This is a genomic window from Streptomyces sp. cf386, assembly GCF_900103585.1.
Taxonomy (GTDB): domain Bacteria; phylum Actinomycetota; class Actinomycetes; order Streptomycetales; family Streptomycetaceae; genus Streptomyces.
On record NZ_FNHV01000004.1, the window covers coordinates 38,463 to 63,259 of the forward strand.

Genomic DNA, 24,797 nt, shown 5'->3' on the forward strand with positions numbered 1-24,797 from the left:
CTACGGCAGCAGTCTCGCCCGGCGAGCCGCCACCACCGCCTCACCGCGTGTGTGGGTGCCCAGCTTGCGCATGGCCGAGCGCAAGTAGCCCTTGACCGTCTCCGCCCGCAGCCCCAGCCGCTCGGCGGTGGCCGCGTTCGTCGCACCGGCGGCCACACACGCCAGTACGTCCAGTTCGCGGGGCGCCAGCCGCACGGCGTCCTGCGCGGCCCCGTCCGTCAGCAGGCCGCAGGCGGCCAGGAGCTCCGCGCGCAGGGCGGGGTCGCCGATGCGCGGGGCCAGCGCCCGCAGCGCGGCGTGCGCCTCGCGGACCTGCTCCCACGCGGCGTCCCGAGCGGACGGCACCGTCTGCGGACGCGCCGCCGCCAGCAGCCCCCGCACCTCGTCCCGCACCGCCAGCGCCTGCTCCACGTCCCGCGCCGCGTCCACGGCCGCCGTCAGCGTGCGGTCGCCCAAGGGCTGGGCGGTGCGCAGGGCGCCGTACAGGACACCGCGCACCCGGCGCCGTACGACGACCGGGACCGCCACCACCGAGCACAGCCCCTCCACGGCGACGGCGGCGTCGTACTCATGGGTGATCTGCCGTGAGGCCGAGTAGTCCGTGACCGCGCAGGGGCGGGCGAGGGCGACGGCCTTGCCGCCCAGGCCGTTGCCGGCGGTCACCGCGAGTCTGCGCAGGGAGTCGGTGGCCGTGCCGTTCAGTTCGCTGATGCGCATCCGACGGTGCCCGGCCTCGACCAGGCCGCCGAACGCGACCGGGAGGCCGGTCGAGCGGCGCAGGCGCACCAGTGCGCCCCTTATTTCCACCGATGCGGCCGCGTCCACTGCCACGTGCTCGCCCTTTCACCCGCTGTTTCCCGAGCGCACACCCCCGTTCGGGGGTAGTGAGACCCACGTCACGGATTACACGATGACAGAGAGCCGCCCGGCAAGGTCCGGTATCTAGGAGGACAGATGACGACGGGGACGGAGCTGTTCCGCAGCGCGCGGGACTTTCTGCTTCAGCACCGCGAGGATTACGCCACCGCCTACGAGGGCTTCGCCTGGCCGCGCCCCGACCGCTTCAACTGGGCGCTCGACTGGTTCGACGTGATCGCGGCGGGGAACGACCGCCCCGCGCTGCACATCGTCGAGGAGGACGGCACCGAGGTCCGGGTGTCGTTCGCCGAGATGGCCGAGCGGTCCGCCCGCGTCGCCAACTGGCTGCGGGCCCGAGGTGTGCGGCCCGAGCACCGCGTCCTCGTCATGCTCGGCAACCAGGTGGAGCTGTGGGAGACCGCCCTCGCCGCCATGAAGCTGGGCGCGGTCGTCATCCCGGCCACCCCGCTGCTCGGCCCGGCCGACCTGCGCGACCGGGTGGAGCGCGGACGCGTCCGCCAGGTGCTGGTGCGGGCCGAGGACACCGGCAAGTTCGACGACGTACCCGGCCGCTACACGCGCATCAGCGTCGGAGGGGAGCGGGAGGGGTGGCAGACCTACGAGGACGCGTACGCCGCCTCCGCCGAGTTCACCCCCGACGGGCCGACCGGGGCCGACGACCCGCTGATGCTCTACTTCACCTCCGGCACCACCGCCCGCCCCAAGCTGGTCGAGCACACCCACGCCTCGTACCCCATCGGGCACCTGGCCACCATGTACTGGATCGGCCTCAAGCCCGGCGACGTGCACCTGAACATCTCCTCGCCCGGCTGGGCCAAGCACGCCTGGTCGAACCTCTTCGCGCCGTGGAACGCGGAGGCGACCGTCTTCATCCACAACTACACCCGCTTCGACGCGGCCCGGCTGATGGCCGAGATGGACCGCGCGGGCGTCACCACCTTCTGTGCCCCGCCGACCGTCTGGCGCATGCTCATCCAGGCCGACCTGAGCGCGCTGCGCACCCCGCCGCGTGAGGTCGTGGCCGCCGGAGAGCCCCTGAACCCCGAGGTCATCGAGCAGATCCGGCGCGCTTGGAACGTCACCATCCGGGACGGCTTCGGACAGACCGAGACCGCCGTCCAGGTCTCCAACAGCCCCGGTCAGCCCCTGAAGACCGGCTCCATGGGCCGCCCCAGCCCCGGCTTCCGCGTCGAACTCCTCGACCCGGTCAGCGGCGCACCCGGCGCCGACGAGGGCGAGATCGCCCTCGACCTGTCCGGCCGCCCCGTCGGCGTGATGACCGGCTACCACGGCGACGCCGACAGGACGGCGGAGGCGATGGCCGGCGGCTACTACCGCACCGGCGACATCGGCTCCCGGGACGCCGACGGATACATCACCTACGTCGGGCGGGCCGACGACGTCTTCAAGGCGTCGGACTACAAGATCAGCCCCTTCGAGCTGGAGAGCGCCCTGCTGGAGCACGAGGCGGTGGCCGAGGCGGCCGTGGTGCCCGCGCCGGACGAGCTGCGGCTCGCGGTGCCCAAGGCCTACGTAGTCCTCGCGGAGGGCTGGGAGCCGGGCCCCGACACGGCCAAGGTGCTCTTCGAGCACTCGCGGGAGGTCCTCGCGGCGTACAAGCGCGTCCGCCGACTGGAGTTCGCCCCGCTGCCCAAGACGGTCTCCGGCAAGATCCGCCGCATCGAACTGCGCGAGGCCACGGCGGCAGGCTCGGACGCCGAGTACCGCGAGGAGGACTTCCGGTGACCGCACAGCTGTCGTACACGCACGGCACGAGCGGGACCGCTCTGCTCGGGGACACGATCGGGGCCAACCTGGACCGGGCGGTCGCCGCCTGGCCGGACCGGGAGGCGCTGGTCGACGTGGCGTCCGGGCGGCGCTGGACCTACGCCCGATTCGCCGCCGACGTCGACGAGTTGGCGTACGCGCTGATCGCGAGCGGGGTCGCCAAGGGCGACCGGGTGGGCATCTGGGCGGTCAACTGTGCCGAGTGGGTGCTGGTCCAGTACGCCACCGCCCGCATCGGCGCGATCATGGTGAACATCAACCCGGCCTACCGCACCCACGAGGTCGAGTACGTCCTCAACCAGGCCGGCATCTCGCTCCTCTTCGCCTCCGTCGGTCACAAGACGAGCGACTACCGGGCGATGGTCGAGCAGGTACGGGGCAGGTGCCCGCGGCTGCGGGAGACGGTGTACATCGGCGACCCGAGCTGGGCGGCGCTGATCGCGCGGGGAAGGCCGGTGCCGTACAAGGCGCTGTCCTGCGACGACCCGATCAACATCCAGTACACGTCGGGCACGACGGGCTTCCCCAAGGGGGCCACCCTCTCCCACCACAACATCCTCAACAACGGCTACTTCGTGGGCGAGATGATCGCCTACAGCGAGCAGGACCGGGTGTGCATTCCCGTGCCCTTCTACCACTGCTTCGGCATGGTCATGGGCAATCTGGCCGCTACGTCCCACGGCGCCTGCATGGTCATCCCGGCCCCCTCCTTCGACCCGAAGGCCACCCTGGAGGCCGTCCAGCAGGAGCGGTGCACCTCGCTGTACGGCGTGCCGACCATGTTCATCGCGGAGCTGAACCACCCCGACTTCGCCTCGTACGACCTCTCCTCGCTCCGCACCGGCATCATGGCGGGCTCGCCCTGTCCGGTGGAGGTGATGAAGCGGGTGGTCAGCGAGATGAACATGGCCGAGGTGTCCATCTGCTACGGCATGACGGAGACCTCCCCCGTCTCCACACAGACCCGGCGCGACGACGACCTGGAACACCGCACCGGCACGGTCGGCCAGGTCCTCCCGCACGTCGAGGTGAAGATCGTCGACCCGGCGACCGGAGTGACCCAGCCGCGCGGCACGGCGGGGGAGCTGTGCACCCGCGGCTACAGCGTGATGCTCGGCTACTGGAACGAGCCCGAGAAGACCGCCGAGGCCGTCGACGCCGGTCGCTGGATGCACACCGGCGACCTCGCGACGATGCGCGAGGACGGCTACGTCGAGATCGTCGGCCGTATCAAGGACATGATCATCCGGGGTGGCGAGAACATCTACCCGCGTGAGATCGAGGAGTTCCTGTACGCCCACCCCAAGATCGCGGACGTCCAGGTCGTCGGCGTCCCGCACGAGCGGTACGGCGAGGAGGTGCTGGCGTGCGTCATCCCGCGCGATCCGGGTGACCCGCTGACGCTGGAGGAGCTGCACGCCTTCTGCGACGGGCAACTGGCGCACTACAAGATCCCGAGCGGGCTGCGGATCCTCGACTCGTTCCCGATGACCGTGTCGGGGAAGGTGCGGAAGATCGAGCTGCGCGAGCGGTACGCCACGGGCGGCCAGGGGTCTGTCCGCCGGGAGAGGCCCTAGTCGCGGCGCATACAGACCCGGGGCCACCGGTCGAGGCCGAGCTCCGCCTCATGGGCGCGGATCCTCCGCAGCCCGGGGGTGAGCTCGGTGTCGTCCAGGACGCGGAAGCCGAGGCGTGTGTAGTACGGCCCGTTCCACGGCACCTCGGTGAAGGTGGTCAGGGTGAGGCCGGTCAGGCCTTCGTCGCGGGCGCGGTCGGCGGCGTACGCGAGGAGGGTCCGGCCGACGCCCCGGCGGGCGGAGTCCGGGTGCACCGAGACCTGCTCGACGTGCAGGGCGCCGTCGACGGGCTCGCCGATCAGATAGCCGATGGGGCCGTTGCCGTCGTCGCAGGCCACCCACGCGCGGCCCGCCCGCCGGAAGCCCTCCAGGACGTCCAGGGCGGGCGGCTCGTCGTCGGCGATCGCCGCCATGCCGAGGGCGCGGAAAGGGGCGCCCGCGGCGCGCTCCATGTCCTGGAGGGCCGGGAGCTCGGCGGGTGTGGCGGGGCGGATGCGCATGAGGGGAGTGTCCGTCGCGGACCACGGGGAGCGCGAGCGGATTACCGGGCGCCCGTCGCGTCCAGCTCGTCGGCGAGGCTGTTGACCGGCTGCGGGGTGCCCGTGAGGTCGAGGACGAACAAGGGGACGCCCAGGGTGTCGGCCCGGGTGCGGGCGTCGGGGGCGTATCCGGCGAGGGAGAAGTAGACGCAGGCCGTCGACTCCGTCATGGCCGTCAGCCACAGACACTCCACGTCCCGCAGGGAGGCCGGCTGTACGGTCGGGTCGACCTGGGCGAGCAGGCCGTGGGCGGCGATACCGATGCCGGTCGGTGGCCGCTGGTCGGCGCGGCGGATGTCGCGGTAGCCGAGCCAGCGCAGATAGACGGCGGCCGCCGTGACCGCGTCGCGCGCGGTGCGGATCGTGATGGGCTGGAAGGCACGGCGCGCGGCGGGCGCCTCGCGCGGCGGCGGCTCGGTGGCGTCCTGCGTGGTGCCCGTGGCCTTCTGCTGCCCGCCCGAGGCCTCCTGCGCCACCGGAACGCGCAGCACCGTCCCGCAGGGACAGCCCAGCTCCGGGCGGGGCCATTCGCCGTCCCGGCCGCACGCCGTACAGCGCACGCTGATCCATTCGTCGTCCCAGGTGCGATGGACGGCGGCCGTCGCGGTCCCGGTCGGGTCCAGGGACGGCGTGACGGGCACCCCGCACTCACACGGATAGGCGGGTGCCTCGTAGAGATGCTCGCGCCGGCAGGCCGGGCAGCGCACCGACACGCTCTCGGACATGGCCACTCCAGGACGACCTCGCATCGGGACAGCGGTCCCATCGTCCTCCAGAACGTGCCTGGTTGTCCGCCCCTTGACGGTCTTCACCCACCCACCTACATTACTTCCAGATAGTAGAAAATAGTTTCCGCGATACGGAATAAATGGCTCGCGGGACTGTCATCGTCACGGAATTGCTCACCGCGGGGCGCGACGGGAGTGCGAATCCGACAGCCGAAGCAGGAGTACTCAATGGCTCGTATGACCGCTGCCCGAGCGGCAGTCGAGATCCTCAAGCGCGAGGGCGTCAGCAACGCGTTCGGCGTGCCGGGCGCGGCGATCAACCCCTTCTACGCGGCGCTCAAGGCGTCGGGCGGCATCCAGCACACCCTGGCCCGCCATGTGGAGGGCGCCTCGCACATGGCCGAGGGCTACACGCGCACGCACGCGGGCAACATCGGTGTCTGCATCGGCACGTCCGGGCCCGCCGGCACCGACATGATCACCGGTCTCTACTCCGCGATCGGCGACTCGATCCCGATCCTGTGCATCACCGGCCAGGCGCCGACCGCCGTGATCCACAAAGAGGACTTCCAGGCCGTCGACATCGCCTCGATCGCCAAGCCGGTCACGAAAATGGCGGTGACCGTCCTGGAGGCCGCACAGGTCCCCGGCGTCTTCCAGCAGGCCTTCCACCTGATGCGCTCCGGCCGTCCCGGTCCGGTCCTCATCGACCTGCCGATCGACGTCCAGCTCACCGAGATCGAGTTCGACCCGGAGACCTACGAGCCTCTCCAGGCCTACAAGCCGGCCGCTTCCCGCGCCCAGATCGAGAAGGCGATCGGGATGCTGAACGCGTCCGAGCGCCCGCTGATCGTCGCGGGCGGCGGTGTCATCAACGCCGACGCCGCCGAACTCCTCGTCGAGTTCGCCGAGTTGACCGGCACCCCGGTCGTCCCGACCCTGATGGGCTGGGGTTTGCTGCCCGACGACCACGAGCTGAACGCCGGCATGGTGGGCCTGCAGACCTCGCACCGCTACGGCAACGCGACCTTCCTGGAGTCCGACTTCGTCCTCGGCATCGGCAACCGCTGGGCCAACCGCCACACCGGCAAGCTCGACGTCTACACGGCCGGCCGGAAGTTCGTCCACGTCGACATCGAGCCCACCCAGATCGGCAAGATCTTCGCCCCGGACTACGGCATCGCCTCCGACGCGAAGGCGGCCCTGGAGCTGTTCGTGGAGGTGGCGCGGGAGTTGAAGGCGGCCGGCAAGCTGCCCGACCGCTCCGCCTGGGCCGCGTCCGCGCAGGAGAAGAAGGCGACCCTCCAGCGCCGTACGCACTTCGACGACATCCCGATCAAGCCGCAGCGCGTCTACGAGGAGATGAACAAGGCCTTCGGCCCGGAGACCCGGTATGTCTCCACCATCGGCCTCTCGCAGATCGCCGGCGCCCAGATGCTGCACGTCTTCAAGCCGCGGCACTGGATCAACTGCGGCCAGGCGGGCCCGCTCGGCTGGACCATCCCGGCCGCGCTGGGTGTTGCCAAGGCCGACCCGGAGGCGCAGGTCGTCGCCCTGTCCGGCGACTACGACTTCCAGTTCATGATCGAGGAGTTGGCGGTCGGGGCGCAGCACAGGATCCCGTACGTCCACGTCCTGGTGAACAACTCCTACCTGGGCCTGATCCGTCAGGCGCAGCGGGCGTTCGACATCGACTTCCAGGTCAAGCTGGAGTTCGAGAACGTCAACTCGCCCGAGCTGGGCGTCTACGGCGTCGACCACGTCAAGGTCGCCGAGGGCCTCGGCTGCAAGGCGATCCGGGTGACGGACCCTGCCGAACTGGGCGCGGCCCTGGAGCAGGCCAAGAAGCTCGCCGCCGAGTTCCAGGTGCCGGTCGTCGTCGAGGCGATCCTGGAGCGTGTCACCAACATCTCCATGTCGACGACCAACGACATCAGCAACGTCGTCGAGTTCGAGGAGATCGCGACGGAGCCGGGTCATGCACCGACGTCGATCAAGACGCTGAAGGTCTGACGCCGCAGACCCTGAGGGGCGGTCCAACCGGAAGGTTGGGCCGCCCCTTTGGCGTTCCCCCGTGTTCCCCCGTGCTCCCCCGTCGCGGTGCCCGCCGCCCCCGTGTCGGCGGGCCCCGCGTGAGAAGAATGTGCCCGCTGCAGGGGGTGGTTGAAGCCTCCCGACGCCTGTTCAGAGGTTGATCTGAGGGTTCCGTAGCGGGAGTACGTCCGATGGCGTACGCGGTCTACTCCTCCCTCGCGGCTCACTCCTCCCTGAACACGCCGAAGAGCGCCGGGTACGGGACCGTCCGTACCCGGCGCTCTTCAGCCGGTGAGGTATTCGGTTGTGGCCGTCCGACGGCGCGAGGCTGGGCGCGACAGGACATTCGCGCCGCCGGACGGGGTCTGGAGGAGGAGGGCTTGGGACCGCGGCGGCAGCGATGGCCCCGGGGGCTCCTTCCCTCTGGTCGAAGAAGGAGGCCGGGACCTTCACCACCGCACTGGCTCGCACGCCGCCGCGGTCCTCACGTTGCCCGCGCCCGATCCGAGCGACCACCCCTCATCCGGGTCGATCGGCGATGGGGCGCGGGCGTGCGACCGACTCTTGACCTCCCGTCAGGAGTCGGACGCAGCCTGGGAATCCTGGGGGATCAGTCCTCGCGCAGGGCGCGGACCGCCTCCTCCACGCGCTTGCCGTACTCGGGGTCGGCGGCGTGGAAGTGGGCCAGGTTCTTCTCGATCACGTCGTCGCGGGAGACCTGGGAGAGGCCGCCGGCGATGTTGGCGATCAGACGCGACTTCTCCTCGGCCGACATGAGGCGGTACAGCTCGCCGGCCTGGAAGAAGTGGTCGTCCTTGGTGTGCAGGGGCGCCTCGTGGGTGCCCGTGTGGCCGTTCACCGCGAGCGGGGCCGACAGGGGACGACCGGTCTCCACCGGGCCGTCGTAGGAGTTCGGCTCGTAGTTCTTGGCGTGGCGGCCCTGGGGGTTGGTCGCCATGAAGCCGTCGCGGCCGTAGTTCTGCGCGGTCGTCGCCTTCGGGGCGTTCACCGCCAGCAGGGTGTGGTTGACGCCCAGACGGTAGCGGTGGGCGTCCGCGTAGGCGAACAGACGGCCCTGGAGCATCTTGTCGGGGGAGGGGCCGATGCCCGGCACGAAGTTGTTCGGGGAGAACGCGGCCTGCTCGACCTCGGCGAAGACGTTGTCCGGGTTGCGGTCGAGGACGAGACGGCCCACGCGCTGCAGCGGGTAGTCCTTGTGCGGCCACACCTTGGTGAGGTCGAACGGGTTGAAGCGGTAGTCGGCCGCCTCGGCCGCCGGCATGAGCTGGACATAGAGCGTCCAGGACGGGTGCACGCCCCGCTCGATGGCCTGGAGCAGGTCCGTCTGGTGGGAGTTCGGGTCCTTGCCCGCGAGCTCCGCGCCCTGCTCGGCGCTGAGGCAGCGCACGCCCTGGTTGGTCTTGAAGTGGTACTTGACGAAGAAGGCCTCGCCCTCGGCGTTCGTCCACTGGTAGGTGTGCGAGCCGTAGCCGTTCATGTGGCGGTACGACGCCGGGATGCCGCGGTCGCCCATCAGCCAGGTCACCTGGTGCGTGGCCTCGGGGGCGTGCGCCCAGAAGTCCCAGACGTTGTCCGGCTCCTGGCGGCCGGTGAACGGGTCGCGCTTCTGGGAGTGGATGAAGTCGGGGAACTTGATCGGGTCCTTGATGAAGAACACCGGGGTGTTGTTGCCGACGAGGTCGTAATTGCCCTCCGCCGTGTAGAACTTGAGGGCGAAACCGCGCGGGTCGCGGACCGCGTCCGCGCCGCCGAGGCTGTCGGCCACGGTCGAGAAGCGCAGGAACACCTCGGTCCGCTTGCCCACCTCGCTCAGGAAGTCGGCGTGGGTGAAACCGGTGACGTCGTCGGTCACCTCGAAGTGGCCGTACGCGCCGGAGCCCCGGGCGTGCACCACGCGCTCCGGAATGCGCTCACGGTTGAAGCGGGCCAGCTTCTCCAGGAGGTGCTGGTCCTGGAGCAGGAGCGGGCCGCCGACGCCGGCGGAGGCGGAGTTCTGGTTGTCGGCGACGGGGGCGCCGGACTCGGTCGTGAGCACGCGCTTCGACATCGTGGACCTTCCGTACGAGAGTCAGCGGGAAGCTTCGGAAAAGAACTTCCGCTTTGTGGAGCCTAGGTTTGGGGCGATCTGGACGTCAACACTTTGTTGAAATGGTTTCCGGGCGACACCACCGCCTGGGCGCGACAGGACAGGTGTCAGCGGCGGCGTCGCCCGGAAGTCTGGGAGGGGCTGCGAGCCCCTTAGAGCTGCGCTCCGGAGAGGCGCTCGACGGCCCGCAGCAGGGCCGAGTGGTCCAGGCCGCCGTCGCCCTGCGTGCGCAGGGACGCGACCAGCTGGGCGACCACGGCGCCGACCGGCAGCGCGGCGCCGACGTTGCGGGCGGCGTCCGTGACGATGCCCATGTCCTTGTGGTGCAGGTCGATACGGAAGCCGGGCTTGAAGTCCCGGTTCAGGAAGTTGTCCTTCTTCCGCGTCAGCACCGTCGAGCCCGCCAGGCCGCCGTTGAGGACGTCCAGCGCCGCCTTCAGGTCCACGCCGGACTTCTCCAGGAAGACCACGGCCTCGGCGCACGCCTGGATGTTCACGGCGACGATCAGCTGGTTGGCCGCCTTCACGGTCTGACCCGAGCCGTGCGGACCGCACAGCACGATGGTCTTGCCGAGCGCGTCGAGGATCGGCTGAGCGGCGTCGAAGTCGGCCTGCTCGCCGCCGACCATGATCGACAGTACGGCCTCGATGGCACCGGCCTCACCGCCGGACACGGGCGCGTCCAGGACGCGGATGCCCTTGTCCTTGGCCGCCTTCGCCAGGTCGACCGAGGTCTGCGGGGTGATCGAGGACATGTCGACCAGCAGCGCCCCGGACTTCGCGTTCTCCAGGATGCCGTCGGGGCCGTAGGAGATGGCCTCGACCTGCGGGGAGGCCGGAACCATCGTGATGACGACGTCGGCGTCCTTGACGGCCTCGGCGATCGAACCGGCGACGGTGCCGCCCGCCGCGGCGAGCCGGTCCAGCTTGTCCTGCTCCAGGGTGAAGCCGGTGACCTGGTAACCCGCCTTGATCAGGTTCTCGGACATGGGGGAGCCCATGATGCCGAGGCCTATCCAGGCGATCTTGGGGAGGTTGCTCATGATGGGGTGCCTCTCAAATACGGGGGTGTGTTCAGCGGGCGGCGCGCGCTTCGCGGGGCAGCCACTCGAAGACCTCGGAACTCGGCTGGTCGCCCGGCTTGTACTCCAGGCCGACCCAGCCGTCGTAGCCCGCCTTCGTCAGCTGGTCGAGCAGGTCCTCCAGCGGCAGTGTCCCGGTACCCGGAGCGCCACGGCCCGGGTTGTCCGCGATCTGCGCATGGCCGGTCTTCGACGCGTACTGCTCGATCACCGACGGCAGGTCCTCGCCGTTCATGGACAGGTGGTAGAGGTCCATGAGGAAGCGGGCGTTGCCCAGCCCCGTCGCCTCGTTGACCTTGTCGACGATGGCGATGGCGGCCGGCGCCGACACCAGCGGGTACAGCGGCGACTCGGGCTTGTTCAGGGCCTCGATCAGCAGGATCGCGCCGATCCGGTCGGCCGCGCGGGCCGCGAGGACCAGGTTCTCCAGCGCGAGCGCGTCCTGCTCGGCCGGGTCCACGCCGTCGACGCGGTTGCCGTACAGGGCGTTGAGCGCCTTGCAGCCGAGGGAGGCCGCGAAGTCGGCCGCCACGTCGATGTTGGCGCGGAACCGCTCCGACTCCTCGCCCGGGATCGACAGGGCGCCGCGGTCCGGGCCCGGGAGCTGACCGGCATAGAAGTTCAGCCCGGTGAGCTGGACGCCCGCGTCCTCGATCGCCTTCTTCAGGGCGTCGAGCTCGGACTGCTCGGGGGTGGGGGAGTCGATCCAGGGCCACCACAGCTCGACCGCGGTGAAGCCGGCCGCGGCGGCGGCCGCGGGGCGCTCCAGGAGCGGGAGTTCCGTGAAGAGGATCGACAGGTTGACGTTGAAGCGCTGGTCTGCGAATCCCATCGGGGGCCGCGCTCCTTCCGTGGTTTGAAATTCCGTATTACGGAAGTTGTTTTCTGCTTACTGGAAGATTGCCGTCGTGTGTCGCGGCTTGTCAAGAGGGTGTGTGGGCATGGCGGGGTGATCGCCGACCTGCTGTGACTTCCCCCACCCACCCTTGCCGCGGCGAGGAAGGCTTACCTACGTTCGATCGCATGTCCTCCCACGGCCCCGCTCCCGTCGAGTTCGCCGTCGACCTGAGCGCACACGAAATGCTCCGGCGGGCCCACGTCCTGGACGCCCTCGGCCCCGACTGGGACCCGGGCGAGGCGCTGCGCGGTGAGGAGGAGGCGTACGCACTGCTCTACTCCGGCCTCGACGCGGAGCAGCAGCGCGTGTACGACGAGCTGGTCTCGGCCGGTGTGCTCCCGCCGCGAGGGGACGGGCATGCTGCCCCGTGACCCGCAGGCGGACATCGGTCGCCGCGCCTGGGTTGCCTGCCCGAACTGCAACGACCATCGCGGGTGCGGCGACTGCGAGCAGGCCCGCACCTGCTCCGAGCACTGGCGCTACCTGCTCTCCAACACGGGCAGCCTGCTGCACCTGCAGTGCCGTTCGTGCACCCATGTGTGGACCCACGAGACGGGTTTCGGCGCCACCCGCTCCATCTGGCAGCGCATGACCGGCGCCTAGTGAGGCCGGTCGGCGGATCGCCCCCCGCTTTTCGGATGACCTCACCGTCTGGCACCACGGACGGCAAGCCGACCTGACCGAAGATCGCGGTCGGCGGTCATCCCCGGCCGCCGCCCGTCCGCCCGGAGGCAGCCGTGCAGATCCTGCTCATGGCCAGCGCGTTCAACAGCCTCACCCAGCGCGTCCATGCGGAGCTACGCGACCGCGGCCACCAAGTGGCGGTCGAACTCGCCCTGCCGGACGGTTCGTTGGCGGAGGCCGTGCGGCGGCACGCACCGCAGCTCGTCGTGGCGCCGATGCTGAAGACGGTGATCCCCGAGGAGGTGTGGGCGGCGTACCCGTGCCTCGTCGTTCATCCGGGGCCCGTCGGCGACCGAGGGCCGTCCTCCCTGGACTGGGCCATCCACGAGGGCGCCGACCGGTGGGGCGTCACGGTTCTGCAGGCCGACGCGGAGATGGACGCGGGCGACGTGTGGGCCTCCGTGCCGTGCCGGGTTCCTCCCGTGGCCAAGAGCGACCTGTACCGGGGCGAGATCGCCGACGCCGCGCTCGCGGCCGTCCTCCTCGCCGTGGAGCGCTTCGCGAGCGGAACCCACACTCCGTGCAAGCAGGACGAGGCGGGCCTGGCGGGCACCGCGTTGCGTGTCCGGCCGTACCTGGACCAGAGCGTCCGGCGGATCGACTGGGCCGCAGACCCCACGGCGACCGTAGTCCGCAAGCTGCGGGCGGCGGACTCGCAGCCCGGAGTGCTGGACGTGCTGCTCGGCGGTGAGTGGTACCTGCACGGGGGCCACTCCGAGAGCGCGCTGCGCGGCCGCCCGGGCGAGCTCCTGGCCACCAGGGCCGGAGCGATCTGCCGGGCCACCACGGACGGCGCCGTGTGGATCCCCGAACTGCGGCCCCGACGCCTGCCCGGGCGGCCGCCCACGTTCAAGCTCCCCGCCGTGCGGGCCCTGGGCGACCGGCTGCCGCCCCTGCCGGAGCTGGCGCCACCCCTGCTGCCCGACGAGCGGGAGGGCGCCTGGACGGACATCCGCTACCGGGAGGACGGCAGCGTCGGCTTCCTCTCGTTCTCCTTCCCGGGCGGCGCCATGAGCACCGAGCAGTGCGGGCGCCTCCTGGCCGCCTACCGGGAGGCATGCGCCCGCCCCACCTCGGTGCTGGTGCTGGGCGGGCAGCGGGACTTCTTCTCCAACGGGATCCACCTGGGCGTCATCGAGGCCGCCGCCGACCCCGGAGCCGAGTCCTGGGCGAACATCAACGCCATCGACGACCTCGTCGAGGCGATCCTGACCACCGCCGACCGGATCGTGGTCTCGGCCGTCGCGGGCAACGCCGCCGCGGGCGGGGTGATGCTCGCCCTGGCGGCCGACGAGGTGTGGTGCCGCTCAGGCGCCGTACTGAACCCCCACTACCGCCTGATGGGGCTGTACGGCTCGGAGTACTGGACGCACACGCTGCCGCGCAGGGTCGGGCCGGGCGTGGCCGAACGGCTCATGCGGGAGGCGCTGCCCGTCAGCTCGGCGAGCGCCCAGCGGCTCGGACTGGCCGACCGGGTCATCGACTGCGGTCCCGGCGAGTTCGCGCACGAGGTCGGCACCCTGGCGGCGCGGCTCGCGGCACTGCCGGGGACGGCGTCCCGGATCGCCGCGAAGAAGGCGGAGCTGGACCGGCAGGAGGCCACGACCCCGCTCGCCGCCTTCCGCGAGCGGGAGCTGGCCCGCATGCGCCGCACCTTCGACGACCCGGACGCTCCCTACCACGCCCTGCGCCGCGCGTTCGTCCACAAGCGGCGGCCCGGGTGCACCCCGCCGCACCTCGCTCCGCCCCCGGTTGCGTAAACCGGCTCTCCCACCACTGCCGCTCCTGTCACCGGAATGGCCCACAGTCGCGTTTCACCCCCACCGGACGGCTGATACGAAGAATCAGAGGGTCCGAAATGCTGGCCTTCATCCCTTACCTCCCTGGGAGGCGGTCTCATGACTGAGGCGACGCCGGATACGGTCGGCGCTGCGCGCACCACGGGCACGCCCGCCGACGAGACACCCACGATCCACATCCTCTGGATCAACGCGGGTCTGAGCTGCGACGGCGACTCGGTCGCGTTGACGGCGGCCATGCAGCCGAGCATCGAGGAGATCGTCCTCGGCGCGCTGCCGGGTCTGCCGAAGATCGCCGTCCACTGGCCGCTCATCGACTTCGAGTGCGGTCCGGTCGGCGGTGCGGACACGTTCATCGAGTGGTTCTTCAAGGGCGAGCGGGGCGAGATCGACCCGTTCGTGCTGGTCGTCGAGGGATCCGTGCCCAACGAGGCGATCAAGCCCGAGGGCTACTGGTGCGGCTTCGGGGACGACCCGGAGACCGGCCAGCCCATCACCACCAGCGAGTGGATCGACAGGCTCGCGCCGAAGGCCCTGGCCGTGGTCGCCATCGGCACCTGCGCGACGTACGGCGGCATCCACGCGATGGCCGGCAACCCGACCGGCGCGATGGGCGTTCCGGACTATCTCGGCTGGGACTGGAAGTCCCAGGCCGGCATCCCGATCGTCTGCGTCCCCGGCTGCCCGATCCAGCCCGACAACTTCGCCGAGACGCTCACCTATCTGCTCTACCAGGCCACCGGCGCCGCCCCGATGATCCCGCTGGACGACAAGCTGCGTCCGTCCTGGCTGTTCGGGGCCACCGTGCACGAGGGCTGCGACCGGGCCGGCTACTACGAGCAAGGCGAGTTCGCGGAGACGTACGACTCGCCGAAGTGCCTGGTCAAGGTCGGCTGCTGGGGCCCGGTGGTGAAGTGCAACGTGCCCAAGCGCGGCTGGATGAACGGGATCGGGGGCTGCCCGAACGTCGGCGGCATCTGTATCGCCTGCACCATGCCCGGCTTCCCCGACAAGTTCATGCCGTTCATGGACGAACCCCCCGGCGCCAAGCTGTCCGTCTCGGGCAGCTCCGCCTACGGCGCCGTGGTCCGCAAGCTGCGGAACATCACGGCCAGGACGGTGGACAAGGAGCCCAAGTGGCGCCGTACCGGAGAGCGGATCACCACCGGATACCGGCCGCCGTGGTGACGCCCCGCCACCCCTGATCCGCCTCAGCTTCGTGCCCCCCGGCACACCACACATGAACCCCCGCACAACGAAGGGCACGGCAAAAGACGATGGCAGCGAGGACGAAGGCGGCCGGCGACGGCAGCGGCCTGGTGGAGATGTCCTGGGACCCGATCACCCGGATCGTCGGCAGCCTGGGCATCCACACGAAGATCGACTTCAAGCAGAAGCGGGTCGCGGAGTGCTACAGCACCTCGTCGGTCTTCCGCGGCTACAGCGTCTTCATGCGGGGCAAGGACCCGCGCGACGCCCACTTCATCACCAGCCGCATCTGCGGGATCTGCGGCGACAACCACGCCACCTGCTCGGTGTACACGCAGAACATGGCGTACGGCGTGAAGCCCCCGCACCTCGGTGAGTGGATCATCAACCTCGGCGAGTCCGCCGAGTACATGTTCGACCACAACATCTTCCAGGAGAACCTGGTCGGGGTCGACTACTGCGAGAAGATGGTCAAGGAGACCAACCCCGGCGTCCTCGAACTCGCCGAGCGCACCGAGGCCCCGCACGCCGCGGAGCACGGCTACCGCACCATCGCCGACATCATGCGCTCGCTGAACCCGCTGGAGGGCGAGTTCTACCGCGAGGCGCTCCAGGTCAGCCGCTACACCCGGGAGATGTTCTGTCTGATGGAGGGGCGCCATGTGCACCCCTCCACGCTCTACCCGGGCGGCGTCGGCACGATCGCCTCCGTGCAGCTCTTCACGGACTACATGAGCCGCCTGATGCGGTACGTGGAGTTCATGAAGCGGGTCGTGCCCCTGCACGACGACCTGTTCGACTTCTTCTACGAGGCCCTCCCCGGCTACGAGGAGGTCGGCCGCCGCCGTGTCATGCTCGGCTGCTGGGGCGCGCTCAACGACCCCGAGTACTGCGACTTCACCTACGCCAACATGACGGACTGGGGCCGGCGGATGTTCGTCACGCCCGGTGTCGTCGTCGACGGCAAGCTCGTCACCAACGACCTCACCGAGATCAACCTCGGCATCCGCATCCTGCTCGGCAGCTCCTACTACGAGGACTGGCAGGGCCAGGAACAGTTCGTCACCCACGACCCGCTCGGCAACCCGGTCGACCCGCGGCACCCGTGGAACCAGCACACCATCCCCGCCCCGCAGAAGCGGGACTTCGACGACAAGTACAGCTGGGTGATGTCCCCGCGCTGGTTCGACGGCAAGGACCACCTCGCCCTGGACACCGGCGGCGGCCCCATCGCCCGCCTGTGGTCCACGGCCCTGTCCGGACTCGTCGACATCGGGTACGTCAAGGCCACCGGCCACAGCGTGGTCATCAACCTGCCCCGCACCATGACCAAGCCCGAGACCACCTTTGAGTGGAAGATCCCGCAGTGGAGCAACGCGCTCGAACGCAACCGCGCGCGCACCTACTTCCAGGCGTACGCCGCCGCGGTCGCCCTGCACTGCGCGGAGAAGGGCCTGGAGGAGGTCCGGGCCGGACGCACCCAGACCTGGGAGAAGTTCGAGGTCCCGGACGAGAGCATCGGCTGCGGCTTCACCGAGGCCGTCCGCGGCGTCCTCTCCCACCACATGGTGATCCGCGACGGCAAGATCGCCAACTACCACCCCTACCCGCCGACCCCCTGGAACGCCAGTGTGCGTGACAGCTACGGCACCCCGGGCCCGTACGAGGACGCCGTGCAGAACACCCCGATCTTCGAGGAGAACCCCCCGGAGAACTTCAAGGGCATCGACATCATGCGCGCCGTCCGCAGCTTCGACCCCTGTCTGCCCTGCGGCGTCCACATGTACGTCGGCGGCGGCAAGACCGTGAAGAGCCTGCACGTGCCCACCGGCCTGAGCGGACTGGGCGGATGAGCGCGAGCACGACGGCGCGGCCGGTGTCTGCGGAGGAGACCGGCCGCCGGGTCGAGGAGGTGCTCGACCGGTTGGCCACCAGCGGCGACCCGGCCGTCGCCGCCGCGGCCGAGGAACTCGTCCGGTCCCTCATGGACTTCTACGGCTCCGGACTGGCCCGTGCCCTCCACCTGCTGTCGGCCGCGCCCGGCGACCCGCTGGCACGGCTCCTCGGTGACGAACTCGTCGCGAGCCTGCTCGTCCTGCACGACCTGCACCCCGAGGATCGGGACACCCGGATCGGCCGGGCCCTCGACAGCGTGCGGGAGCATGATCTGGACCTCGTGGGCTTCGACGAGGACAGCGGCACCCTGACGTTGCGGGCGGCCGCCGCGGGCGGCGGCTGCGGCTGTGGCTCCGGGGCGGGCGCCCGGGAGGCCGCCGAGGCGGCGCTCGCCTGCTTCGTACCGGAGGTCAGGGCCGTCGAGGTCGAGGTGGAATCGGCGCCGACCCTGTTGCAGATCGGGACGAAGACCCGGTGACCGCGGCCACGGTCGGCCTGCGGAGGTTTCTCACCGAGCGTCCGCCGCAGCCCGAGCGGTGCGAACTGTGCGCGGTCGTGGTGCCCGAGGACCACCGCCACATGGTCGACACCGAGAAGCGCGCCCTCGTCTGCGTCTGCACCGCCTGCGCGGTGCTCATGGAGCGGCCGGGGGCTGCCGCGGGCCGCTTCCGCGCGGTCCCGGCCCGCTACCTCACCGACCCCGGGCACCGCCTCGACGAGCGGGCGTGGGAGGCGCTGCGGATTCCGGTCGGCGTCGCCTTCTTCTTCCGCAACGCGGCGCTCGACCGACTGGTCGCCCTCTACCCCAGCCCGGCGGGCGCCACCGAGAGCGAACTCGAACCGGACACCTGGACCGAGGTCCTCGGCGACAGTCCACTCGCCGCGCTCCTCGAACCCGACGTCGAGGCGCTCCTGCTGCGCCGCACCGACGGCCAGATCGAGTGCCACCTCGTCCCGATCGACGTCTGCTACGAACTCGTCGGCAGGATGCGCCTGTTGTGGCAGGGCTTCGACGGCGGCGCCGAAGCCCGGGCCGCCCTGGACGCCTTCTTCGCGGACGTCCTGCGCCGCGCCCGGCCCCTGGACGAGGCGGAGCGGCCGTGACCGAGTTCTCGTTCGCCTGCACCGGCGTCCGCGCCGACCGGTACGCCGCCGGACCCACCCTCGTCTTCCGGCTGCGCGTCACCGCGTCCGGCGACACCCCCGTGCACGCCGTCGCCCTGCGCTGCCAGATCCGCATCGAACCCGCCCGTCGCGGTTACGGCCCTACTGAGGCCGACGGGCTCACCGACCTCTTCGGCGAGCGCTCCCGCTGGGGCAGCACCCTCCAGCCCGTGCAGTTCGCCCAGGTCCCGCTGATGGTCTCCGCGTTCACCGGCGAGACCGAGGCCGACCTCGTCGTCCCCTGCACCTACGACACGGACATCGCCGCGACCCGCTACCTGGACGCCCTCACCGACGGGGAGGTCCCGCTGCTGATGCTGTTCTCCGGCACGGCGTTCACCGGAAGCGGCGGGTTCCGGGTGGAGCCCGTGCCGTGGGACCGCGAGGCGGCCTTCCGGATGCCGGTCGCCACCTGGCGGGAGGCCATCGAGCAGCACTTCCCCGGCTGCGGCTGGATCCGGCTGCCCCGCGACACCATGGACGCCCTCCTCGCCTACCGCTCCCGGCACGCGCTGCCCTCCTGGGAGGCGACGCTGACGGCACTGCTCGACACGGCCGCCCCACCGGGGAACGACCCGCTGCGCGCGCTCACCGCCACCGTCGGAAGGACCGAACCGTGACCGCCACCGCGTTCGCCCCCGCGACCGAGGAGCGCCTCGCCCTCGCCCGGCAGGTGGCCGACGCCGTGCTCTTCGAGGGGTACGTGCTCTACCCGTACCGCGCCTCGGCGGCGAAGAACCGGCTGCGCTGGCAGTTCGGAGTGCTGGTGCCGCCCGCCTGGGGCGCCGACTGCGAGGAGCACGACTTCCAGCACACGGAATGCCTGATGGAACCGAAGCCGGGCGCGACCCTCGCGGTCGAGGTCCGCTTCCTGCACACCCGGCGCCGCGCCGTGCAACGTGCCCTTTCCGATGGTGACTTCGAAACCGTGGCCGAACTCCACCTCGACGATCGGGTACTGGTGCCCTGGGACGAAGGAGCCGAGGAGCGCGTCGAGTTGGTCACTCCGGTCGGCCAACTGCTGGGCGATGGCGTCGAACTCCCCTTCCGTAAGCCGGCCGTCGAGGACACCGAGCCCGTCCTGGACGCCGCTGGCCGGACCGTGGGCCGACTGGTCCGGCGCGGCGCCGAGGTCAGCGGGGTGGTGCGGCTCTCCGCCCGCGAACTCGACGGCCCCTACCGGACGATGCGGCTCACCGCCGTCGTCGAGAACACCACCCCGTGGACGGCCGCGGAGGACGGCGCCGCCGACCGGGACGCGGCGCTGCCGCACTCCCTGGTCGCCACCCACCTCCTCATGGCCCTCGACGCGGGCTCGTTCCTGTCGATGACCGATCCCCCCGAGTGGGCCAAGGGCGCGGTCGCCGCCTGTCGCAACCTGCACACCTGGCCCGTCCTCGCCGGGGAACCCGGCCGCGCGGACCTCGTGCTCTCCTCGCCGATCATCCTGGAGGACCACCCGGCCATCGCGCCCGAAAGCCTGGGTGCCCTCTATGACGCCACCGAGATCGACGAGATCCTCGCCCTGCGCACCGCCGCCCTCACCGACGAGGAGAAACGCGAGGCCCGCGGCACCGACGCACGGGCCGCCGCCGTCATCGACCTCGCGGACTCGATGCCGGCCGAGGTGCTGGAACGCCTGCACGGCGCGGTGCGCGGCCTGCGGGAGGTCACCGGGGAGTCCGCCGGTTTCCCCGACGAGTTCGGAGTGCGGCGCCCCGACACGCCCTGGTGGGACCCGGCGAGCGACGCGGGCTTCGACCCGGAGCACGACCGGGCCATGGTCGACGGCCGGCCGGTCGGCAAGGGCAGCCGCGTCGAGCTGCGTCCCGGCCTGCGGCACACCGACGCACAGGACCTGTTCCTCCAGGGCCGCACCGCGACCGTCGAGGCGGTGCTGCACGACGTCGACGGCACGGTGCACCTCGCAGTGACCGTCGACGGCGACCCCGGCGCCGACATCCGCCGAGAGCAGGGCCGCTACCTGTACTTCCAGCCGGACGAGGTCGTACCACTGGAGGATCCCCGATGACGCGGACGCTCGTGGCCGGCATCGGCAACATCTTCCTCGGCGACGACGGCTTCGGCGTGGAAACCGCACGCCGGCTGGCCGAACGGCCCCTGCCCGCACACGTCGAGGTCGTCGACATCGGCGTACGCGGGGTGCACCTCGCCTACCAGCTCTTGGACGGCTACGACACCCTCGTCCTCGTCGACGCCACGGCACGCGGCGAGGCCCCCGGCACGCTGTACGTCATCGAGCACGACGGCCCCGGCGACGACGACACCGATGACGCCGGCGATGCCGCTCCCGCGATCGACGGCCACCGCATGACCCCCGACGCCGTCCTGGCGCTGCTGGACACCCTGTGCGCCGGCGCCGGCGGACAACCGCCGCGGCGCGTCCTGATCGTGGGATGCGAACCGGCCTCGATCGACGAGGGCATGGAACTCAGCCCATCGGTGGCCGAGGCCGTTCCGCAGGCCGTTCGGCTGATCGAAGAGTTGCTGGAGAGCGGCCCGTCGGCCTGGTCACAGGCCCCGACCGCCGAAGCTTCGACATGAGGAGAAACGGGATGAAGAAGATCATCGCTGCCGGCGCCGCCGGTGCCGCCCTGGCCGCAGCGGCCGCTGTCGTCACACAGGTGCTTCCCGACCTCAGGCGCTACCTCCGGATGCGCCGGATGTGAACCCACTCCCGGCGGGCCGCTGCCGGGCGACAGCCGGCGGTGTGCCGCCGCCTTGCGTCGAACGGCGTACCCGAGGGCCCGGCCACGGCGTGCCGGGCCCGACCGCCCGGGGCGCTCGCCTCTAATGAAGGCCGGCCCCGGGAGGACGAGGACCCATGCACGAGATGTCCGTCGCTCTGGCCGTGATCGACCAGGTGGAAACCGCCGCCGCGCAGACCTCGGGTGTCACCGCGGTGCGCTCGGTACGGCTCGAGGTGGGTGAACTCGCGGGTGTCGTACCCGACTCCCTCGCCTTCTGCTTCGAACTCGCCTGCGCCGGAACCCTGCTGGAAGGCGCCGAACTGGTCACCGAACCGGTGCCCGGACGGGCCCGCTGCACGCCCTGCGCGCACGCATGGGCGGTCGGCATGCCGCCCCGGCTGACCTGCCCCGCGTGCGACGGGGCGGACGTCGAGCTGATCTCGGGCCGGGAGCTGCGGATCGCCGACGTGCGGTGGGAGGGCGGCGACCCCACGCACGCGGCCACCCCTGAACCGATCTCCGAGGAGTGCTGAACCATGTGCCGTGTCGTCGACCTCCAGCAGGCCGTGCTCGCGAAGAACGACGCGACCGCCCACCTCCTGCGCACCCACCTCGACGCCCGGGGCACCACGGTCGTCAACCTGCTGTCCAGCCCCGGCAGCGGCAAGACCGCGCTGCTGGAAGGCGAACTGCTGCTGGCCCGGGAGCGGTCCGTGCCCGTCGCGGCGCTCACCGCCGACCTCGCCACAGAGAACGACGCGACACGCCTCGCGCGATCCGGAGTTCCGGTCAAGCAGGTGCTCACCGACGGGCTGTGCCATCTGGAGGCGGCGATGCTCGCCGGGCACCTGGACGGATGGCTGCCCGACGGCACCCGGCTGCTGTTCGTGGAGAACGTCGGCAATCTGGTCTGCCCCGCCTCGTACGACCTGGGGGAGACCCTGAGGGTTGTCCTCGCCTCCGTGACCGAGGGCGAGGACAAGCCGCTCAAGTACCCCACCGCCTTCGGCCTGGCCCATCTGGTCGTGGTCACCAAGACCGACATCGCCGAGGCGGTGGAGTTCGACGAGAGCGCGTTCCGCGCGAACGTGGAGCGGGTCAATCCGGGCGTGGAGGTGGTCCTGACGTCGGTGCGCCGGGGGCAGGGCGTCGGCGTGCTCCTCGACCGGGCGCTCGCCGCGGCCGGGGGCGGGCCGCTCCATACGCCGGTCATGGCCCGTCGGCCGGACACCGGTCACACCCACGCGCACTCGCACACGGACGCGGAGTACGCCGGTCATCCACACGTACACGCACCCGCGGCAGACGCGGTCGCCGCCCCTGCCGCCCCTCGCTCGTGAGCGCTCCGCCACAGTCCGCCGCTCTCGCCGCGGACCCGCCGAGCCGTCGCCGGGTGGTCGTGCGGGGCGTGGTGCAGGGCGTGGGCTTCCGGCCGTACGTGTACGGCCTCGCCACCGAACTCGCCCTCGTCGGGCATGTGACCAACACCCCGGACGGCGTCGTCGCCGAGGTCGAGGGCAGTGCCTCGGCCGTGGCCCGCTTCTGCGACCGGCTCGCGGTCCAGCCGCCTCCGCTGGCCCGCGTGGAGTCCGTCCACCACCAGGAGCTGCCCGCCGCCGGAGGCGAGGCGTTCACCATCCTCGCCTCCCGCACCGGCGGCCCGGCCCGCACCCTGGTCTCCCCGGACACGGCCACCTGCGCCGACTGCCTCGCCGAGCTGGCCGACCCGGCCGACCGGCGCCACCGCCACCCGTTCGTCAACTGCACCCACTGCGGGCCGCGCTTCACCATCGTCACCGGCGTCCCGTACGACCGGGCGAACACCACGATGGCCGGCTTCCCCATGTGCTCCGACTGCGCCCGCGAGTACGGCGATCCCGCCGACCGGCGCTTCCACGCGCAGCCGGTCGCCTGCCCCGCCTGCGGGCCCCGGCTGCGCCTGATCGTCCCCGGGTCCGAGAGCCCCGCCGGGGCGGACCCGGTCACCGAGGCCCGCGCCCTGCTCGCCCGCGGCGCGATCCTCGCCGTGAAGGGACTCGGCGGCTACCACCTCGCCTGCGACGCCACCGACGACACCGCGGTCCGTCTCCTGCGGCAGCGGAAGGCGCGGGGCGACAAGCCCTTCGCCCTCATGGCGAGGAGCGCGGACGAGATCGAGCACCTCGTCCGGCTGGGCCCCGAGGAGCGGAGCCTGCTCGAAGGCGCCGTCCGGCCCGTCGTACTGCTGCGGCGGCGCCCGGACCCGTCGTACGCCGCCGGGTCGGCGCGCCCCGCCGAGGCCGTCGCGTCCGGCAGCCCCGACCTCGGCGTGATGCTGCCGTACACCCCCCTGCACCATCTCCTCCTCGGCCTGCCCGGCGACCTGGACGGTCCCCGGCTGCTCGTCATGACCAGCGGAAACGTCTCCGGCGAGCCGATCGTCACCGACGACGCCGAGGCCCTGGAGCGACTCGCGCACCTGGCCGACGCCTGGCTCACGCACGACCGGCAGATCCAGGTGCCGTGCGACGACTCCGTGGTCCGGGTCTGCGACGGAGAGCCGCTGATCATCCGGCGCTCCCGTGGCTACGCCCCGCTGCCGGTCGCCCTTCCACTTCCCGTCCGCCCTACCCTCGCCGTCGGCGGCGACCTGAAGAACGCCTTCTGTCTCGGCGAGGGGCGGCAGGCGTGGCTGTCGGCGCACATCGGCGACATGGACGACGTCGAGACGCAGTACGCCTTCGAACGCGCCGTGGAGCAGCTGGAGTCCATCACGGGCGTACGGCCGAAGAGCCTGACGTGCGACCGGCATCCCGGTTACCGCTCCGCCGGGTGGGCCGACCGGAACGCGGCTGGCCGGACCGTCGTACGCGTCCAGCACCATCACGCCCACATCGCCGCCGCGATGGCCGAACACGGGCTGGACGGCACCCGGCAGGTGATCGGCGTCGCCTTCGACGGCACCGGGCACGGCGACGACGGTGCCGTGTGGGGCGGGGAGTTCCTGCTCGCGGACTACGACGGCTTCACGCGGTTCGGGCATCTCGCGTACGTCCCCCTGCCCGGCGGTGACACGGCGGTGCGTAGGCCTTACCGCATGGCGCTGGCCCAACTGCGCGCGGCCCGGATCGGCCGGCTCGACGACCTCGCCTGTACGGCCGCCTGCCCGCCCGACGAACTGCGCCTGCTGGAACGGCAGTTGGAGCGCGAACTGAACTGCGTCCCCACATCCAGCATGGGCCGGCTCTTCGACGCGGTCTCCTCGCTTGCCGGGGTCTGCCACCTGGCCGGCTACGAGGCGCAGGCCGCCGTCGAGCTGGAGGCCGCCGCACTGCGCGCGCCCGGCGACGACACCACCGCGTACACCTTCGAGCTCCTGGGAAGCGACCCGGTGCGGGCCGACCCGGCGCCTCTCTTCGCGGCGATCGTCGCCGACCTGCGGGAGGGCGTCGAACCGGCACGGGTGGCGGCCCGCTTCCACCGCGCCGTGACCGCACTGGTGCGCCGGATGTGCCTGCGGGCGCGGGAGCGGTACGGCTTGGACACGGTGGCCCTGACGGGCGGCGTGTTCGCCAACACGCTGCTCTCATCGGCCTGTTCGGCAGCCCTGCGCGAGGACGGCTTCACGGTTCTGCGGCACCGCCTGGTGCCGCCCAACGACGGCGGGCTGGCGCTGGGCCAGCTGATGGTGGCCGCCCGGAAGACGCCCCACGACTGAGCGAC

Annotated in this window: 23 protein-coding genes; 17 read left to right on the forward strand and 6 right to left on the reverse strand. The window is 71.3% G+C overall.

Features of this window, described 5'->3' with window-relative positions:
• Entirely contained in the window at positions 1–831 is an 831-nt protein-coding gene (locus BLU79_RS11325; RefSeq protein WP_093905567.1) for a helix-turn-helix transcriptional regulator, read from the reverse strand.
• A 123-nt stretch (positions 832–954) separates the two neighbouring features.
• On the opposite strand from BLU79_RS11325, the gene BLU79_RS11330 reads away from it, so the two are divergent.
• Both BLU79_RS11330 and BLU79_RS11335 read left to right on the forward strand, forming a co-directional pair.
• Complete coding sequence (locus BLU79_RS11330; RefSeq protein WP_093905568.1) at positions 955–2,625, forward strand: AMP-binding protein; 1,671 nt, start codon at positions 955–957, stop codon at positions 2,623–2,625.
• A complete protein-coding gene (locus tag BLU79_RS11335; protein WP_093905569.1) occupies positions 2,622–4,244 on the forward strand; it encodes an AMP-binding protein in 1,623 nt (540 codons plus the stop codon). The genes BLU79_RS11330 and BLU79_RS11335 overlap by 4 nt, the downstream gene beginning before the upstream one ends.
• Here the strand turns inward: BLU79_RS11335 and BLU79_RS11340 are convergent.
• Together BLU79_RS11340 and BLU79_RS11345 are read right to left on the reverse strand one after the other, a co-directional pair.
• Positions 4,241–4,744: a GNAT family N-acetyltransferase gene (locus tag BLU79_RS11340; protein WP_093905570.1), complete on the reverse strand. Its 504-nt coding sequence runs from the start codon at positions 4,742–4,744 to the stop codon at positions 4,241–4,243. The genes BLU79_RS11335 and BLU79_RS11340 overlap by 4 nt on opposite strands.
• A gap of 41 nt (positions 4,745–4,785) precedes the next feature.
• Positions 4,786–5,508 (reverse strand): hypothetical protein, encoded by a 723-nt coding sequence (locus BLU79_RS11345; RefSeq protein ID WP_177000982.1) that lies wholly within the window; start codon positions 5,506–5,508, stop codon positions 4,786–4,788.
• A 231-nt stretch (positions 5,509–5,739) separates the two neighbouring features.
• Between BLU79_RS11345 and gcl the strand changes: the two genes are divergently transcribed.
• Complete coding sequence (gene gcl, locus BLU79_RS11350) at positions 5,740–7,524, forward strand: glyoxylate carboligase (RefSeq protein ID WP_093905572.1); 1,785 nt, start codon at positions 5,740–5,742, stop codon at positions 7,522–7,524.
• Between the two features lie 631 nt (positions 7,525–8,155).
• On the opposite strand, the gene BLU79_RS11355 is transcribed toward gcl, so the two are convergent.
• The 3 genes from BLU79_RS11355 to BLU79_RS11365 all read right to left on the reverse strand — a co-directional run bounded on the left by BLU79_RS11355 (position 8,156) and on the right by BLU79_RS11365 (position 11,566).
• Entirely contained in the window at positions 8,156–9,613 is a 1,458-nt protein-coding gene (locus BLU79_RS11355; protein ID WP_093905573.1) for a catalase, read from the reverse strand.
• A gap of 191 nt (positions 9,614–9,804) precedes the next feature.
• Positions 9,805–10,695: a 2-hydroxy-3-oxopropionate reductase gene (locus BLU79_RS11360; protein WP_093905574.1), complete on the reverse strand. Its 891-nt coding sequence runs from the start codon at positions 10,693–10,695 to the stop codon at positions 9,805–9,807.
• A gap of 31 nt (positions 10,696–10,726) precedes the next feature.
• Positions 10,727–11,566, reverse strand: coding sequence for a TIM barrel protein (locus BLU79_RS11365; RefSeq protein ID WP_093905575.1), 840 nt, complete (start codon positions 11,564–11,566; stop codon positions 10,727–10,729).
• A 191-nt stretch (positions 11,567–11,757) separates the two neighbouring features.
• On the opposite strand from BLU79_RS11365, the gene BLU79_RS11370 reads away from it, so the two are divergent.
• From BLU79_RS11370 to hypF, 14 genes are all read left to right on the forward strand, one after another.
• Positions 11,758–12,003, forward strand: a complete 246-nt coding sequence (locus tag BLU79_RS11370; protein WP_093905576.1) for a DUF6400 family protein — start codon at positions 11,758–11,760, stop codon at positions 12,001–12,003.
• Positions 11,990–12,235: a hypothetical protein gene (locus BLU79_RS11375; protein ID WP_093905577.1), complete on the forward strand. Its 246-nt coding sequence runs from the start codon at positions 11,990–11,992 to the stop codon at positions 12,233–12,235. Before BLU79_RS11370 ends, BLU79_RS11375 begins: the two co-directional genes overlap by 14 nt.
• A 134-nt stretch (positions 12,236–12,369) precedes the next feature.
• Positions 12,370–14,076, forward strand: a complete 1,707-nt coding sequence (locus BLU79_RS11380) for an enoyl-CoA hydratase-related protein (RefSeq protein ID WP_093905578.1) — start codon at positions 12,370–12,372, stop codon at positions 14,074–14,076.
• Positions 14,077–14,214: 138 nt separating this feature from the next.
• On the forward strand, positions 14,215–15,303 hold the full coding sequence (locus BLU79_RS11385) for an NADH-quinone oxidoreductase subunit B family protein (RefSeq protein WP_093905579.1): 1,089 nt from the start codon (positions 14,215–14,217) through the stop codon (positions 15,301–15,303).
• Positions 15,304–15,392: 89 nt separating this feature from the next.
• Positions 15,393–17,177 (forward strand): nickel-dependent hydrogenase large subunit, encoded by a 1,785-nt coding sequence (locus tag BLU79_RS11390; protein WP_093905580.1) that lies wholly within the window; start codon positions 15,393–15,395, stop codon positions 17,175–17,177.
• Positions 17,174–17,698, forward strand: coding sequence for a hypothetical protein (locus BLU79_RS11395; protein ID WP_093905581.1), 525 nt, complete (start codon positions 17,174–17,176; stop codon positions 17,696–17,698). The genes BLU79_RS11390 and BLU79_RS11395 overlap by 4 nt, the downstream gene beginning before the upstream one ends.
• Positions 17,695–18,324: a DUF5947 family protein gene (locus BLU79_RS11400; protein WP_093905582.1), complete on the forward strand. Its 630-nt coding sequence runs from the start codon at positions 17,695–17,697 to the stop codon at positions 18,322–18,324. The genes BLU79_RS11395 and BLU79_RS11400 overlap by 4 nt, the downstream gene beginning before the upstream one ends.
• A complete protein-coding gene (locus BLU79_RS11405; RefSeq protein ID WP_093905583.1) occupies positions 18,321–19,004 on the forward strand; it encodes a DUF6084 family protein in 684 nt (227 codons plus the stop codon). The genes BLU79_RS11400 and BLU79_RS11405 overlap by 4 nt, the downstream gene beginning before the upstream one ends.
• Positions 19,001–20,416, forward strand: coding sequence for a hypothetical protein (locus BLU79_RS11410; RefSeq protein WP_093905584.1), 1,416 nt, complete (start codon positions 19,001–19,003; stop codon positions 20,414–20,416). Before BLU79_RS11405 ends, BLU79_RS11410 begins: the two co-directional genes overlap by 4 nt.
• Positions 20,413–20,949, forward strand: coding sequence for a hydrogenase maturation protease (locus BLU79_RS11415; RefSeq protein ID WP_093905585.1), 537 nt, complete (start codon positions 20,413–20,415; stop codon positions 20,947–20,949). The genes BLU79_RS11410 and BLU79_RS11415 overlap by 4 nt, the downstream gene beginning before the upstream one ends.
• Positions 20,950–20,960: 11 nt before the next feature.
• Positions 20,961–21,074 (forward strand): DUF6893 family small protein, encoded by a 114-nt coding sequence (locus tag BLU79_RS49915; RefSeq protein ID WP_371131845.1) that lies wholly within the window; start codon positions 20,961–20,963, stop codon positions 21,072–21,074.
• A 155-nt stretch (positions 21,075–21,229) separates the two neighbouring features.
• A complete protein-coding gene (gene hypA / locus BLU79_RS11420) occupies positions 21,230–21,628 on the forward strand; it encodes a hydrogenase maturation nickel metallochaperone HypA (RefSeq protein ID WP_093905586.1) in 399 nt (132 codons plus the stop codon).
• A 3-nt stretch (positions 21,629–21,631) separates the two neighbouring features.
• Positions 21,632–22,435: a hydrogenase nickel incorporation protein HypB gene (gene hypB, locus BLU79_RS11425; protein ID WP_093905587.1), complete on the forward strand. Its 804-nt coding sequence runs from the start codon at positions 21,632–21,634 to the stop codon at positions 22,433–22,435.
• Complete coding sequence (gene hypF, locus BLU79_RS11430) at positions 22,432–24,792, forward strand: carbamoyltransferase HypF (protein WP_093905588.1); 2,361 nt, start codon at positions 22,432–22,434, stop codon at positions 24,790–24,792. The genes hypB and hypF overlap by 4 nt, the downstream gene beginning before the upstream one ends.
• Positions 24,793–24,797: the final 5 nt, after the last annotated feature.

What these genes read in the sequence shown, in the direction of transcription:
- BLU79_RS11330 (WP_093905568.1), top strand. Translation starts at nt 955, where the DNA reads ATGACGACGGGGACGGAGCTGTTCCGCAGCGCGCGGGACTTTCTGCTT.
- BLU79_RS11340 (WP_093905570.1), bottom strand. Translation starts at nt 4,744, where the DNA reads ATGCGCATCCGCCCCGCCACACCCGCCGAGCTCCCGGCCCTCCAGGAC.
- BLU79_RS11345 (WP_177000982.1), bottom strand. Translation starts at nt 5,508, where the DNA reads ATGTCCGAGAGCGTGTCGGTGCGCTGCCCGGCCTGCCGGCGCGAGCAT.
- gcl (WP_093905572.1), top strand. Translation starts at nt 5,740, where the DNA reads ATGGCTCGTATGACCGCTGCCCGAGCGGCAGTCGAGATCCTCAAGCGC.
- BLU79_RS11355 (WP_093905573.1), bottom strand. Translation starts at nt 9,613, where the DNA reads ATGTCGAAGCGCGTGCTCACGACCGAGTCCGGCGCCCCCGTCGCCGAC.
- BLU79_RS11360 (WP_093905574.1), bottom strand. Translation starts at nt 10,695, where the DNA reads ATGAGCAACCTCCCCAAGATCGCCTGGATAGGCCTCGGCATCATGGGC.
- BLU79_RS11365 (WP_093905575.1), bottom strand. Translation starts at nt 11,566, where the DNA reads ATGGGATTCGCAGACCAGCGCTTCAACGTCAACCTGTCGATCCTCTTC.
- BLU79_RS11370 (WP_093905576.1), top strand. Translation starts at nt 11,758, where the DNA reads ATGTCCTCCCACGGCCCCGCTCCCGTCGAGTTCGCCGTCGACCTGAGC.
- BLU79_RS11375 (WP_093905577.1), top strand. Translation starts at nt 11,990, where the DNA reads ATGCTGCCCCGTGACCCGCAGGCGGACATCGGTCGCCGCGCCTGGGTT.
- BLU79_RS11385 (WP_093905579.1), top strand. Translation starts at nt 14,215, where the DNA reads ATGACTGAGGCGACGCCGGATACGGTCGGCGCTGCGCGCACCACGGGC.
- BLU79_RS11390 (WP_093905580.1), top strand. Translation starts at nt 15,393, where the DNA reads ATGGCAGCGAGGACGAAGGCGGCCGGCGACGGCAGCGGCCTGGTGGAG.
- BLU79_RS11395 (WP_093905581.1), top strand. Translation starts at nt 17,174, where the DNA reads ATGAGCGCGAGCACGACGGCGCGGCCGGTGTCTGCGGAGGAGACCGGC.
- BLU79_RS11415 (WP_093905585.1), top strand. Translation starts at nt 20,413, where the DNA reads ATGACGCGGACGCTCGTGGCCGGCATCGGCAACATCTTCCTCGGCGAC.
- BLU79_RS49915 (WP_371131845.1), top strand. Translation starts at nt 20,961, where the DNA reads ATGAAGAAGATCATCGCTGCCGGCGCCGCCGGTGCCGCCCTGGCCGCA.
- hypA (WP_093905586.1), top strand. Translation starts at nt 21,230, where the DNA reads ATGCACGAGATGTCCGTCGCTCTGGCCGTGATCGACCAGGTGGAAACC.
- hypB (WP_093905587.1), top strand. Translation starts at nt 21,632, where the DNA reads ATGTGCCGTGTCGTCGACCTCCAGCAGGCCGTGCTCGCGAAGAACGAC.